12 protein-coding genes and 1 rRNA gene are annotated in these 14,542 nt (G+C 44.1%); 3 read left to right on the top strand and 10 right to left on the bottom strand.

The annotated features are described in order from the left end of the window. Positions 1-75: 75 nt before the first annotated feature. The 8 genes from OCV56_RS01540 to dusA all read right to left on the bottom strand — a co-directional run bounded on the left by OCV56_RS01540 (position 76) and on the right by dusA (position 9,404). Positions 76-1,630 (bottom strand): 16S ribosomal RNA (locus OCV56_RS01540). 674 nt (positions 1,631-2,304) lie between these two features. Further along, positions 2,305-3,081, bottom strand: a complete 777-nt coding sequence (locus OCV56_RS01535) for a phosphoadenylyl-sulfate reductase (protein WP_086715075.1) — start codon at positions 3,079-3,081, stop codon at positions 2,305-2,307. Beyond that, positions 3,074-4,801, bottom strand: a complete 1,728-nt coding sequence (cysI, locus tag OCV56_RS01530) for an assimilatory sulfite reductase (NADPH) hemoprotein subunit (protein ID WP_086715077.1) — start codon at positions 4,799-4,801, stop codon at positions 3,074-3,076. The genes OCV56_RS01535 and cysI overlap by 8 nt, the downstream gene beginning before the upstream one ends. Beyond that, positions 4,801-6,666 carry an assimilatory sulfite reductase (NADPH) flavoprotein subunit gene (locus tag OCV56_RS01525; RefSeq protein WP_086715103.1) on the bottom strand — a complete coding sequence of 622 codons (1,866 nt, stop codon included), beginning with the start codon at positions 6,664-6,666 and terminating at the stop codon, positions 4,801-4,803. The genes cysI and OCV56_RS01525 overlap by 1 nt, the downstream gene beginning before the upstream one ends. A gap of 123 nt (positions 6,667-6,789) precedes the next feature. After that, on the bottom strand, positions 6,790-7,020 hold the full coding sequence (locus tag OCV56_RS01520; RefSeq protein ID WP_004735813.1) for a hypothetical protein: 231 nt from the start codon (positions 7,018-7,020) through the stop codon (positions 6,790-6,792). A 192-nt stretch (positions 7,021-7,212) separates the two neighbouring features. Next, entirely contained in the window at positions 7,213-7,884 is a 672-nt protein-coding gene (locus tag OCV56_RS01515) for a TIGR04219 family outer membrane beta-barrel protein (RefSeq protein ID WP_086715078.1), read from the bottom strand. Positions 7,885-8,019: 135 nt separating this feature from the next. Next, on the bottom strand, positions 8,020-8,241 hold the full coding sequence (gene pspG, locus OCV56_RS01510) for an envelope stress response protein PspG (RefSeq protein WP_017059950.1): 222 nt from the start codon (positions 8,239-8,241) through the stop codon (positions 8,020-8,022). A gap of 182 nt (positions 8,242-8,423) precedes the next feature. Continuing rightward, positions 8,424-9,404 carry a tRNA dihydrouridine(20/20a) synthase DusA gene (dusA, locus tag OCV56_RS01505; RefSeq protein WP_017063186.1) on the bottom strand — a complete coding sequence of 327 codons (981 nt, stop codon included), beginning with the start codon at positions 9,402-9,404 and terminating at the stop codon, positions 8,424-8,426. A 312-nt stretch (positions 9,405-9,716) separates the two neighbouring features. Between dusA and zur the strand changes: the two genes are divergently transcribed. Next, complete coding sequence (gene zur, locus OCV56_RS01500) at positions 9,717-10,175, top strand: zinc uptake transcriptional repressor Zur (protein WP_017059941.1); 459 nt, start codon at positions 9,717-9,719, stop codon at positions 10,173-10,175. Between the two features lie 17 nt (positions 10,176-10,192). After that, complete coding sequence (locus OCV56_RS01495; protein ID WP_017059940.1) at positions 10,193-10,654, top strand: chemotaxis protein CheX; 462 nt, start codon at positions 10,193-10,195, stop codon at positions 10,652-10,654. 157 nt (positions 10,655-10,811) lie between these two features. Here OCV56_RS01495 and pgi read toward each other — a convergent pair whose 3' ends face one another. Next, positions 10,812-12,464 carry a glucose-6-phosphate isomerase gene (gene pgi / locus OCV56_RS01490; protein ID WP_086715080.1) on the bottom strand — a complete coding sequence of 551 codons (1,653 nt, stop codon included), beginning with the start codon at positions 12,462-12,464 and terminating at the stop codon, positions 10,812-10,814. Between the two features lie 326 nt (positions 12,465-12,790). Between pgi and OCV56_RS01485 the strand changes: the two genes are divergently transcribed. Continuing rightward, positions 12,791-13,210, top strand: coding sequence for a secondary thiamine-phosphate synthase enzyme YjbQ (locus OCV56_RS01485; RefSeq protein ID WP_086715082.1), 420 nt, complete (start codon positions 12,791-12,793; stop codon positions 13,208-13,210). A 117-nt stretch (positions 13,211-13,327) separates the two neighbouring features. Here the strand turns inward: OCV56_RS01485 and OCV56_RS01480 are convergent, their stop codons facing one another. Continuing rightward, complete coding sequence (locus tag OCV56_RS01480) at positions 13,328-14,533, bottom strand: BamA/TamA family outer membrane protein (protein ID WP_086715105.1); 1,206 nt, start codon at positions 14,531-14,533, stop codon at positions 13,328-13,330. Positions 14,534-14,542: the final 9 nt, after the last annotated feature.

Genomic DNA, 14,542 nt, shown 5'->3' with positions numbered 1-14,542 from the left:
TATTAATTAAAGCTCTGGCTTTAACTAAATCTAAACCATCAATCTGTGTGGACACTCATCGTAAGTATCTTCGTATAAGGAGGTGATCCAGCCCCAGGTTCCCCTAGGGCTACCTTGTTACGACTTCACCCCAGTCATGAACCACAAAGTGGTGAGCGTCCTCCCCGAAAGGTTAAACTACCCACTTCTTTTGCAGCCCACTCCCATGGTGTGACGGGCGGTGTGTACAAGGCCCGGGAACGTATTCACCGTGACATTCTGATTCACGATTACTAGCGATTCCGACTTCATGGAGTCGAGTTGCAGACTCCAATCCGGACTACGACGCACTTTTTGGGATTCGCTCACTATCGCTAGCTTGCTGCCCTCTGTATGCGCCATTGTAGCACGTGTGTAGCCCTACTCGTAAGGGCCATGATGACTTGACGTCGTCCCCACCTTCCTCCGGTTTATCACCGGCAGTCTCCCTGGAGTTCCCGACATTACTCGCTGGCAAACAAGGATAAGGGTTGCGCTCGTTGCGGGACTTAACCCAACATTTCACAACACGAGCTGACGACAGCCATGCAGCACCTGTCTCAGAGCTCCCGAAGGCACACCTGCGTCTCCGCTGGCTTCTCTGGATGTCAAGAGTAGGTAAGGTTCTTCGCGTTGCATCGAATTAAACCACATGCTCCACCGCTTGTGCGGGCCCCCGTCAATTCATTTGAGTTTTAATCTTGCGACCGTACTCCCCAGGCGGTCTACTTAACGCGTTAGCTCCGAAAGCCACGGCTCAAGGCCACAACCTCCAAGTAGACATCGTTTACGGCGTGGACTACCAGGGTATCTAATCCTGTTTGCTCCCCACGCTTTCGCATCTGAGTGTCAGTATCTGTCCAGGGGGCCGCCTTCGCCACTGGTATTCCTTCAGATCTCTACGCATTTCACCGCTACACCTGAAATTCTACCCCCCTCTACAGTACTCTAGTTCACCAGTTTCAAATGCAGTTCCGAGGTTGAGCCCCGGGCTTTCACATCTGACTTAATGAACCACCTGCATGCGCTTTACGCCCAGTAATTCCGATTAACGCTCGCACCCTCCGTATTACCGCGGCTGCTGGCACGGAGTTAGCCGGTGCTTCTTCTGTTGCTAACGTCAAGAGATAGCGCTATTAACGCTACCCCCTTCCTCACAACTGAAAGTACTTTACAACCCGAAGGCCTTCTTCATACACGCGGCATGGCTGCATCAGGCTTTCGCCCATTGTGCAATATTCCCCACTGCTGCCTCCCGTAGGAGTCTGGACCGTGTCTCAGTTCCAGTGTGGCTGATCATCCTCTCAGACCAGCTAGGGATCGTCGCCTTGGTGAGCCATTACCTCACCAACTAGCTAATCCCACCTAGGCATATCTTGACGCGAGAGGCCCGAAGGTCCCCCTCTTTGGCCCGTAGGCATTATGCGGTATTAGCCATCGTTTCCAATGGTTATCCCCCACATCAAGGCAATTTCCTAGGCATTACTCACCCGTCCGCCGCTCGACGCCCATTAACGCACCCGAAGGATTGTTAGTGTCGTTTCCGCTCGACTTGCATGTGTTAGGCCTGCCGCCAGCGTTCAATCTGAGCCATGATCAAACTCTTCAATTTAAGATTTTGTGACTCAACGAATACTGACTTCAAAACTAATATTCATTCGAAAATGAAAATGTAATTCTAAAGCTATTACCATTCCAACAGAATGGTAATGAATTGACTGTGCCAAATAACCCCTCTCTATAAAGAAAGTAATTATTCGTATTGGTCACTCAGTTCATTGAAATCATTTTGATTCCGAAGAATCTGTTTTATCTAACGATAAAACGTTTTGATATTCATCAACGAGTGCCCACACAGATTGATAGGTTTAAATTGTTAAAGAGCTTCTCTTCATTGTGACTTACATCACTTCGGAAGAGGCGGCCATTCTAGCGATTTAATTCTCAGTGTCAAACACTTTTGAAAATTAATTTCTACTTTCTAAAAGTAGAAGCGAATAATCGCTTAAAGCTAGTTGCCTCACTAACATTCTTCGCTGAAGCCTTGTGGCGTCTGCCGTGTCAGTGAGGCGGCATTATAGAGATGTTCATCACATTGGCAAGTGTTTATTAAAGAAAAATGCAAAAATAACGACCACATGACGAATAAACACCCAAAGCCTTATTTATGCAACTTTAACTACAAAGTACCTACAAAATAACCACAGATTTATCCACAATTGATTTAATTTTATCCACTAGAAACAAAAAAGCTGCCTTATGGCAGCCTTTTAAACAGAAAGGAGTCTAAATCCCAGAGCCATATTGCTCTCCATCATCCTCATGAAGCCCACATTCACGTTTTAACCCATTAAAACGGGTTTCTTCTTCCGTCATACCCGGTTCCCACTTCTTAGTCGTATGTGTATCTCCAACAGAAAGGTAACCCTGTTCTCGCAGCGGGTGATAACTCAGACCATGTTCTTCTAGGTAGTAGTGAACATCTTTATTCGTCCAATCAATTACTGGCAAGAATTTAAATACACCATTTTGGATAGATAAGATCGGCAGGTTTGCACGCGATTGAGATTGCTCTCTTCGCAATCCTGAAAACCAAGTCCCAGCATCGAGTTCGTCTAGCGCTCGTCTCATCGGTTCTACTTTATTAAGCTTGTTGTACTTCTCTATTCCTTCGATACCTTGTTCCCAAAGTTTGCCATTTTGCGCTTCTTGCCAATTAGGGCTCTGTTGTGCGCGAAAGACTTGAAGGTTTAGAGTCAAAGTCTTACTTAACTCATCTATAAATCGATACGTTTCAGGGAATAGATACCCAGTGTCCGTCAGAATTACCGGGATATCTGGTTTCACTCGAGTCACTAGGTGCAGCATCAATGCTGCTTGGATGCCGAAACTAGAAGACACAACATGTGTCCCTTCTAAATTGTCTAGCGCCCATTTCACTCTTTCTAATGCAGTTAGCTGTTCTAACTCAGCATTAATTTGTCCAAGACGAAGTATCTGCTCCGTCTTAGTCAATGCGAGTAGCTCTGCTAACTTCAATTTTGAAGCGACAGAATTATGCATGCAGATCCCTCTTTGAAATGATCACCTCTTCGATGATGCCAGCTCGGATAGTGAAATCACCAAAGCCTTCATTGTCTTGTCGTTCTGTAGCCCAGCGTCCCACCAGCGAATCAATCTCTTCTAAGATCTGAGCTGATGTGATGTTCTCTTTATACATCTTAGGAATACGAGTACCTGCTTTGTTCCCACCTAAGTGCATATTGTAACGACCTGGTGCTTTACCCACTAAACCAAGTTCAGCCAACATCGCACGACCACAACCGTTTGGACAACCAGTGATTCGAAGGATGATGTTATCTTCTTCTGGTAATCCATGTTTCTTGAGAATGCCTTCAACATCGGTAACAAACTCTGGAAGAAAACGTTCAGCTTCCGCCATGGCTAGAGGACATGTTGGGAATGCCACACACGCCATTGAGTTTTTGCGTTGCTCACTTACCGCGTCATCCATCAAGCCGTATTGACGTGCCAGTTTCTCAATTTTGGCCTTCTGACTTTTAGAGACACCTGCAACAATTAAGTTTTGGTTTGCAGTCATGCGAAAATCGCCTTTGTGGATCTTCGCAATTTCAGCCACACCCGTTTTCAAAGCCTTACCTGGAAAGTCAAGTAAACGACCATTTTCAATAAACAGTGCTAAGTGGTGTTTTCCGTCAATACCTTCCGCCCAACCGATACGGTCACCACGGCCAGTAAACTCATAAGGACGACTTTCAGAGAACTCGACACCGGCACGCTTTTCAACTTCCGCTTTGAATACGTCAATGCCAACACGGTCTAGTGTGTATTTGGTTTTTGCGTTCTTACGGTTTGAACGGTTACCCCAATCACGTTGTGTCGTCACAACAGCTGCTGCTACATCTAATGTCTTATCTAATGGTACAAAACCAAAGTCGTCAGCTTTACGTGCATAAGTAGAGGTATCGCCGTGCGTCATTGCTAAGCCGCCACCCACTAACACGTTAAAACCCACCAGCTTTCCGTCTTTTGCAATCGCAACAAAGTTAAGGTCATTGGCATGAACATCGACGTCATTCTGTGGAGGAATCACAACAGTCGTCTTGAACTTACGCGGTAGGTAGTTGCTACCTAGAATAGGTTCTTCGTCTGTTGTTTCTAATTTCTCACCATCCAACCAGATTTCTGCATAAGCGCGAGTCTTAGGTAATAGGTGTTCACTGATCTTTTTCGCCCACTCATATGCTTCTTGATGAAGCTCGGACTCAACCGGGTTTGTCGTACACAAAACATTTCGGTTTACGTCACCTGCAGTAGCAATTGAGTCAATGCCAATACTGTTTAGCGTTTGGTGCATCAATTTAATGTTCGGCTTCAACACACCATGGAACTGGAAGGTTTGACGTGTTGTTAGACGAATAGACCCATAAGAGGTACTTTCATCTGCGAATTTATCAATCGCTAGCCACTGCTTCGGAGTGATGATGCCACCAGGCATACGCGCACGAAGCATGACATTATGCAAAGGTTCTAACTTTTGTTTTGCACGCTCGTTGCGAATGTCACGGTCATCTTGTTGATACATACCGTGGAAGCGGATCAGCTGAAAGTTGTCTGCGGTAAAACCACCAGTGATACGGTCTTGAAGATCTTGTTCAATCGTACCACGTAGATTCTTACTTTCACGCTTTAAACGCTCATTGTCAGCCAAAGGTCCAAGTACTTGGCCTAGCACTTCTTGCTCTATTACTTGCTTGCTCATTAGTACACATCCCTTTGGTAACGTTTCGCTTTACGTAAATCATTAATATATTGTTCAGCTTGCTCACGGCTTTGGTTGCCATGTTTTTCCGCTATCGTAACTAATGCTTCATGAACATCTTTCGCCATTCGAGTCGCATCACCACAAACATAGAGGTATGCGCCCTCTTGCAGCCAATGCCAAACCTGCTCTGCTTGTTCGATTAAACGGTCTTGAACATAAACTTTTTCATTTTGGTCACGGCTAAAGGCCACATCCAATTTGGTTAGCGCACCAGATTTGAGGTACTTCTGCCATTCAACTTGATATAGGAAGTCTTGAGTAAAGGTACGGTCGCCAAAGAACAACCAGCTCTTACCTTGAGCGTCATTGTTTTCGCGCTCTTGAACAAAGCTGCGGAATGGTGCGATACCTGTACCCGGGCCGACCATGATGATTGGAGTGTTGTCATTTTGTGGTAGCTTGAAGTTATTGTTGCTCTCTACAAACACCTTCACTTCACCACCTTCTTCAAGGCGCTGAGCTAGGAAGCTTGATGCTCCACCTAAACGAGATTCTTCACCTTTTTGGTATTCAACGAGACCAACCGTTAAGTGAACTTCTTCATCAACTTCTGCTTGGCTTGATGCGATTGAGTAAAGGCGCGGAGTCAGCTTACGCAATAGGCCTAATAACTCATCAGCCGATAATTTGGTTTTCTTTTCTGCTAGTACGTCAACGATCTGAGTATTGCCTGCGTATTCACGAAGCTTGTCTTTATCTTCCACCAGCTTGATTAACTTCTTGCTGCCAGATAACTCAGCAAACTTAGTTACAAGCTGAGGATTTGACGTGGTGATCTCGAACTTGCTCACTAGAGCGCTATGAATAGATAAGCTTTCACCATCTACATCAACACTCTCAATACCAGACAATCCAACCTTAGCTAGAATCTGATTTGCCAACTCTGAACTGTTTTCATACCACACACCCAGTGCGTCACCCGGTTGGTAGGTAATACCAGATTCATCAAGATCGATCTCGATATGACGAACATCTTTGCCTGAGTTACGCCCCGTGATCTTTTGGCTCGTCAACAATGTCGCCGTATATGGATTTTGTTTAGTATATTGTGAATGACCAGCAGCCGCTTGACCTACTGGTAACTGAACCACATCGGCTTCATTACCTGTCGATAGCGTTTCTTTTACTTGCTCTAAAGCTTTAGCGCGCCATTCCGTGGCTGACTCTTCGTAATCAACATCGCAATCAAGACGATCGACAAACGATTTAGCACCAAGCTTAGTAAGGAAGTTATCGAAGTCTTTGGCTGTTTGGCAAAAGAACTCGTAGCTTGAGTCACCCAAACCAATCACACCGTATTGTAGGTTTGATAATTTTGGCGCTTTCTTCGATTGTAGGAATTCGTGCAACTCAATGGCATTATCAGGAGCTTCGCCCTCACCATTGGTAGATGCAACAAAAATGACGTGTGTCTCTTTGGCTAGATTCTTACCTTTGTAGTCACTGGCATCGAAAAGCTCGACGGCAATACCTAAGGCTTTGGCTTCTGCCTCAAGCGATTCAGCAACACCTTTCGCGTTACCCGTTTGAGAAGCAAAGATAATACTTAGCTTACCCGCTGGTTTGGCAGCTACAGCAGCAGCCGCTTGAGCGATTGGTGCAGCAGCACCTACAGGCTGAGCTTGGCTCACACCCCAAAGGTAGCCACTGACCCATGCCAGTTGCTGAGAAGATAATTCAGAAACAGTTTGCTGAAGATGACCTAATTGTTGGTCATTAAGTGGTGCTGCTAGCCCAGGTAACTCATTAGCCCCAGGCTGTGCATTATTATTTTGTGAAGACTCTTTCTTATTTAAAGACATGGTCACGACATCCCTAATCATTGCGTGACGATAGATTAACCACTCCTTTTAATAACAAGAAAGAATAGAAAAGTATGTTTTATAACTTTTTGGAAGTAAAAACCGATTGAACCGCAATTTGACTTACTGGTTTTCGATTCGTACTTGCTGAAAGCCAACGGCCATTGCCGACTTAGATGCTAGGTCTAGATCTGCGTAATGGCACTCTTCACCATGAACATCAGTAAGCAGAACAAAGCCACCTCCCATATGGCGAAACTCCACAACCCAAGACCCTTCTTGAATTGAGGGCTCTATGATTGCTTCAACTAGCAGGTTTTCTCGATATAAATTTCGTAATTCATTGAGTGTCATATTCCATCCCTTGCTTTGACCTCACAACATAGACCTTATAAGAATAGACGCTAATTAGATCTCTGTATTAAGGATGGTCGAAAGTAATGAATGTGCTAACTAATTCCAGAAAGATATAATCAATAGATATAAAAAAACGCCACTTAATAAAATGGCGTTCTTAAAATTCGTTCTAAGTTTGCTTTGTATGGCCTAGAAGCGTACTTCAGCACCCGCAAACCAACCATCGACCATAACGAAGCTCTTGCCTAGTTCAGAGCTAAAGAACTCATCCGAGTCTAGATCGATAACACGGTAACCACCACGCAGGGCAATTTCAGATTCTGATACAGGAATTCGGTACTGAACACCGGCCATCAAGTCAGTGCTCTTTATGCCACTGCTATCACCAAACTCCATCGTACCAATGATATCGAAGTTGGTGTCAGGAACGTTGATCTCTGCGTTACCGTAAAAACTCCACGTGAACTCATCAAACGTCGATGTTTTCGCACCCGTCGCTTTTGGTTCGATGTAATTAGAGTTCGAGTACTGAGTAAACGTCAAACCAGCATCGAAGTTCATCAACTTGTGCTCTAACAGTGTGTAGTAGAATGTGTAATCGTACTTATCAAAAGCTAATGCATCCGTATCGATAGAGGTATAACGGAAGCTAGCATTTGGAAGCATTGGGGCATTATGTTCAAATGCGAAATACAACGAAGGTGAGTTAGAATCATCATCTTGTCTAACTTCGTTTAGCTTTGTACTTCCCCACCACATATCGGCACCGACTTTAGCCGTGTAAGAAAACTCTTCTTCAGCAGACACTGCCGAACTTAAAGATAGCATTCCCACTAAAGCAATTAATGGCATTTTATTCATTTGAGATAGCTCCAATTCCATATCGTAGTGCTAATTGTATGCACATTCACAGATTATTGGGTAAAATTCTACCACACATCTTAAAATCTAAAACGATAAACCGCTGACAAGTAAAGATTTGACGGCACTATGACCTTAGTAACGTCTCTGGTTAGAACTGTGTACAAAGTTTTTAAAAAACCACACGCCGATTGCGATCACGATCAACCAAGGTAGTAACTTAAACACGACGCCCATCATACCTAAGACCAACATGACTAGTAATGCTACTCCAGTTGCAGCTAATACCGTCATAAAGGTAATACCTGTCACAAGTAGCGTAGCAACGAAAATCAGAACAAAGATTAATTCAAACATAATGGTCTCCCTAATGAGTTAATGACCTTTCTTTCCTACTTTCTAGCATTGCAGCTTCTGTACCAAGTCACCAAAAACAACAAAACCCTTATTTATCAACAAAATAAAAAGCCACACATTCTCATGCGTGGCTTTTCAAATAAATCAGAGTGGTAAATTTAGCCTTTAATGGCGAATTTAACCTATACGTTCAGCTCTTTAGGAATCTTAGCCAATGCCGTCTGCATAACTTCGATACCCGCGCCTTTCTTATGTGCATTTTCGCTGATGTAGCGACGCCATTGCCTTGCACCTGGCATGCTTTGGAACAAACCAAGCATATGACGAGAGATATGTCCTAGGCTCGCACCATTTGAAAGTTCACGTTCGATGTACGGGTACATCTCTTCCACAACTTGTGAGCGTTTCTTAATTGGCGTATCTAAACCAAAGATCTGTTGATCAACTTCCGCAAGAATAAATGGACTATGGTAAGCCTCACGACCAATCATCACGCCGTCAAGGTGCTGAAGATGTTCTTTAGTCTGTTCTAACGTAGTGATACCACCATTCACAGCAATCACAAGATCAGAGAAATCTTTCTTGATTTGGTATGCACGATCGTAGTCTAGAGGTGGGATCTCACGGTTCTCTTTCGGGCTAAGACCACTCAACCACGCTTTACGTGCATGGATAGTAAATTGCTCACAACCGCCCTTTTCAGACACTGTAGAAACAAACTTAGTTAAGAACTCATAAGAGTCTTGGTCATCGATACCAATACGCGTCTTCACGGTAATTGGAATATCCGTGACTTCTTTCATTGCTGAGACACAATCCGCAACCAGCTCTGGCTCAGCCATCAAGCACGCGCCAAAGCGACCATTCTGAACTCGGTCTGAAGGGCAACCTACGTTAAGGTTTACTTCATCATAACCGCGCTCACCAGCTAGCTTTGCACAAGCAGCAAGATCAACCGGATTTGAGCCACCAAGTTGAAGTGCAAGAGGATGTTCTTGCTCATTATATTCTAGAAAGTCGCCCTTACCATGTAAGATCGCGCCCGTTGTTACCATTTCCGTGTACAGAAGAGTCTGCTGAGAAAGCAAACGGTGAAAGTAACGACAGTGGCGGTCAGTCCAATCGAGCATTGGAGCGACAGACAACCTACATGAATGTGTCATGGCAAAGTACCCTAGTAGCGAGTCAAAAAAATATGCTGGAATACCCAGCAAAAGCAAGGTCGGCTATTGTAAATGCTATGCTCTGTTTGTGCTATATGAACTTTGCCTCACACTTTTTTATAAACCTATTCACCAGATCTCTAATTCAACCTCATTAATCAGTTATGCCTTGAGTCACACTGTCATTTTGAGTTACCTTGTCTTATTCAAAGTCGTGGGTCACAATACGCTCTGTACCTGACTTTAATAGAAATCATTGGCTCCCAAAACGTAGTAACCTAGAAATAAGGTTGAATAGGGATGTCCGATTGAATGGTGAAAAATTTGGACCACACATTAATAGAGCAAGTTGAAGGGATATGCGCATCGCGAGGAGTTAGACTAACACCTCAAAGAAAGCGAGTGTTTGAGCTCATCCTCTCTAATAAAAAAGCCTCCAGTGCTTATGAATTATTAGAGCAGTTGAAAGTCAGTGAACCGCAGGCCAAGCCTCCTACAGTTTATCGCGCTTTGGATTTCTTGTTGGAACAAGGTTTCATTCACCGAGTTGAGTCAACCAATAGCTTTATATGCTGCTGTTCTTGCAATGCCAACAAACATTTCTCTCAACTACTGATCTGCGATAAATGTGGCACTGTGATAGAACTGCAAGACGATGCGCTTGTCACCCTACTTGCCAGTAACGCTGAGAAGCATGGCTTTCAATTGACTAATCATGTCATTGAATCGCATGGCATTTGCCAATCTTGCTCCTCCGAGATGAAAGAATAAGATTATAGAAGAACATTATGCGCGCTGAATTTGTAAACCCGTTTTTAGCTTCTTTGATGAACGTATTAAAAACGATGGCTTCTCTAGAGTTGAAGCCACAAAAACCGAGAGTTAAGAAAGATGAAATCGCTCGTGGTGATGTATCCGGCCTCATTGGTATGGTTGGTACACAATCTCGTGGCTCTATGTCGATCACCTTTGATGAAGGTCTCGCTCTCGAAATCATGGAAAACATGCTCGGTGAACGACCAAATGGCCTGAACGAAGAAGTTACCGATATGGTTGGTGAAATCACTAACATGGTGACTGGCGGTGCAAAGCGTATTCTTGCTGAAAGCGGCTTCGACTTCGACATGGCAACACCAATTGTCGTTTCCGGTAAAGGACACACTATTCGTCACAAGTGTGACGGGGCAATCATCATCATGCCTTTCTCATCTCAATGGGGTAATGCCTTCATCGAGATCTGTTTCGAATAGAAGCCGTTATTGCAGATATTTAGAAGACTGACGCTGTATTTAAGAGGCTGACAGATACGTCAGCCTTTTTATTACCTGCGATTTAACCATTGCTTACTCTACAGATACAAAAACGCCAACCCGAAGGTTGGCGTTTCTTTTTTTGCTATCAACTCAATTAAGCTTTAAGCGCTTTAAATGCATTGATTAGACCGTTCGTTGAGCTGTCGTGAGACGTTACTTGAGCATCGTCAGCAAGCTCTGGAAGAATTTGGTTTGCTAGTTGCTTACCAAGTTCCACACCCCATTGGTCGAAGCTGAAGATGTTCCAGATAACGCCTTGAACGAAGATCTTGTGCTCGTACATCGCGATCAGGTTACCTAAAGAGCGAGGGTTGATTTGCTTAACAAGAATTGAGTTCGTAGGACGGTTACCTTCAAATACTTTGAAAGGTACTAGCTCAGCAACTTCTTCAGCTGTTTTGCCAGCTGCTAGGAATTCAGCTTCTACTGTCTCTTTTGTCTTACCAAAAGCTAGCGCTTCAGTTTGAGCAAAAAAGTTAGACATTAGCTTCTGGTGGTGATCAGATGCTGGATTGTGGCTGATAGCAGGCGCAATGAAGTCTGATGGGATCAACTTAGTGCCTTGGTGAATCAGTTGATAGAAAGCGTGCTGGCCGTTTGTACCAGGTTCACCCCAGATGATAGGACCTGTTTGGTACTCTACTGGGTTGCCTTCACGGTCAACAAACTTACCGTTCGATTCCATGTTGCCTTGCTGGAAGTAAGCAGCAAAACGGTGCATGTATTGATCGTAAGGTAGAATTGCTTCTGACTCAGCGCCGTGGAAGTTGTTGTACCAAATACCGATAAGCGCAAGGATTACTGGAATGTTGCTTTCAAACTCAGTTGAAGCAAAGTGGTTATCCATCTCGTGAGCACCTTCTAGTAGCTCAACGAAGTTATCGAAGCCTACAGAAAGAGAAATAGACAGGCCGATTGCTGACCATAGTGAGTAACGACCACCAACCCAGTCCCAGAATTCGAACATGTTGTCAGTATCAATACCAAATTCAGCGACTGCAGTTGCGTTAGTTGATAGTGCTGCGAAGTGTTTAGCTACGTGTGCGTTATCGCCCGCTTCAGCCAAGAACCAATCACGAGCAGAGTGCGCGTTAGTCATTGTTTCTTGAGTAGTGAATGTTTTAGATGCAACTAGGAATAGTGTCGTTTCTGGGTTTAGAGGCTTAAGTGTCTCAACAATGTGAGTGCCATCTACGTTAGAAACGAAGTGCATGTTTAGACGAGTTTTGTATGGTGTTAGAGCTTCAGTCACCATGTATGGACCAAGGTCCGAACCGCCGATACCGATGTTAACTACATCAGTGATCTCTTTACCTGTGTAACCTTTCCACTCACCAGAAACGATACGGTGTGTGAACAGCTCCATTTTTGCTAGTACTGCATTTACTGCTGGCATTACGTCTTTGCCATCAACCATTACTGGCTTATCACTACGGTTACGTAGAGCAGTGTGAAGTACTGAACGACCTTCAGTCTTGTTGATCGCATCACCGCTAAACATCGCTTCAATTGCAGACTTAACTTCAGTCTCGCTTGCAAGAGCAAATAGGTGCTGCATCGTTTCTGCATCGATTAGGTTCTTAGAGTAATCGACTAAGATGTCAGAACCGAAACGAGTAGAGAAGCTCTCGAAACGCTTTGCATCTTGAGCAAAAAGCTCTTTCATATCCATATCTTGAGCAGACTCAAAATGTGCAGTTAGAGCTTTCCACGCTTGTGTTTGCGTAGGGTTGATATTTTTCAACATGGTATCTATCCCGATGTTACTGTAGGTTTTATTCTAAACGTCACCTAGGTGATGAATAGAACCCCCGATTAGGCGAAAGTTTATATTTTTCTGTGATGACCAAACCGCATCACCACTGAAAGATTCTTTGTAATTTTTTTTCACGACGTATTATGCCGTATATGAAGAGCCGCACCTTGAGATAAATCAGGATTCGAATTCCTGATAGAAAGATCGGAGCAGACTCTAGCTCTAACATAATTAAATGTGAGCGATACCTGATAAATTCAAGTTCAAAAGATAGCGTTAAACCACTTTTTTTCCAAACACATTATAAAGGATGGCGTATGTGGATTCAGAAGACTATACACCTAAATGCACGAAAGCGTGGATTCCATCTCATTACTGATGAAATTGAACAACAGATACACAATATCAACTCTCTATCTGTTGGTTTATTACATCTCTTTATTCAGCATACCTCTGCCAGCCTAACGCTGAATGAGAACGCCGATCCGACTGTCCGTAGCGATATGGAATCACACTTCAACAAGTTTGTACCCGAACGAGCGCCCTACTACAGACACACCTATGAGGGCGATGATGATATGCCTGCTCACATTAAAGCATCAACACTTGGCAACAGTGTGACAATACCTATCACTAATGGTCGCCTAGCTTTGGGGACATGGCAGGGTATTTACTTAGGTGAGCACCGAGATTGTGGTGGAAGTCGAACTGTGATTGCTACGATTCAGGGTGAGTAGACTGTTTGAAAGCTAGATCTTCTTAATAAAAACAATGCCTTCTTAATAAAAAAGAGTGGTGTGTTTCCACTACCACTCTTATAAAAATAGTATTTGGCCTACTGTAGGCCGAAAGCTTTAGAAGGGCTGGTTTATCATAACCCTAAAGGTCCCTTCATCACCGCCTCGCGCTAATTCAGCACGAACAACAATACCTTCGACTTGGAAGCGAACCGCGCCGCCCAAGCTCCACTTCATATCGGTATGCAGTGTTTTGATGTCGTACTCATCGGCAACGCGCCCGACTTCGGCAAATGCAACCCACTGCCACCAAGGTAAGTCGTAGTAATTAATCAGTGGAATATCGTCTAGTGGTTGCCAATCTGGAATCACCCTATATTCCGCCGAGTAATGAACAGCAGAACGTCCATGATAACGCCCTCCGGTATAACCTCTTAAACGGTATAAACCACCTAATCGAGCCTGTTCCGTTTCTGGAGGTCGAGCACAATCTTGCCCTGTACAGTTGTCCCAAGTCGGTGTATCAGCAGTATAGAAATCAAATGCTAAGACTTGCTGATCAAACACATCGCCTAGCGGACCTAAAGCAAAATACTGGCTGTTTTGAAATGTCCACTTCAGCCATAAATCGTCGTTAGACCAACTTTCAGCCCCGGTTGTGAACTCAAGATTGGTATGGGAACCTTTGGTTGGGTTACGTGTGCTATCACGGTTGTCCCAATCAAACGCTAAACTAAAGCCCGTCGCCTCTTCACTATTATTTAAACCTTCCAACTCACGGGAAGTATAAAAAGGCGTAAAGATTATCGAGCTGACACCCGACTCAACTGGTGAAGCAAAGCTCACATCTTTGATAGGTTGAAACGCACCCAACAAACCATGCTCGGCAACATTGCCCCAAGGCAACAAATACTTAAACTCAAACTGGTAGTTTTCTTCTAAGCCATCGGCAATGGTTTTATCATCAATTGATGAATCGTTATCCCCTTGAGAACCAATGTAATATGGGTTTTCATTGAAGCGAGCTTGGTACATCTGAGTACTGAACAACACGTTCTCAGATAGAGCGAAATTAAAAGCTGATAGAAAACCGACATAGCTGTCTTTATCTGAATAAAGCGCCATACCAAACAGGGCAGCTTGAGGTTGCCAAACACCCTTTGCGACACCAGCAACCCCAAAAGTATTACCCATGGTTTCGGTGCTGAAGTAGAAAGGGACAAAGGCCGAGTCTTTTTCTTCGCTAAGGGCTGAAGAAGAAAAGCTGACACCGAGTAGCGCCATTGCTGACATCACTAGGTGTCGAGTCATTCGCTTGAACATCATTTACTG

This window comes from Vibrio gigantis (assembly GCF_024347515.1).
In the GTDB taxonomy this organism is placed as follows: domain Bacteria; phylum Pseudomonadota; class Gammaproteobacteria; order Enterobacterales; family Vibrionaceae; genus Vibrio; species Vibrio gigantis.
Note: the sequence above shows the minus strand (reverse complement) of the source record. Positions and strands in the feature narration are given on the sequence as shown.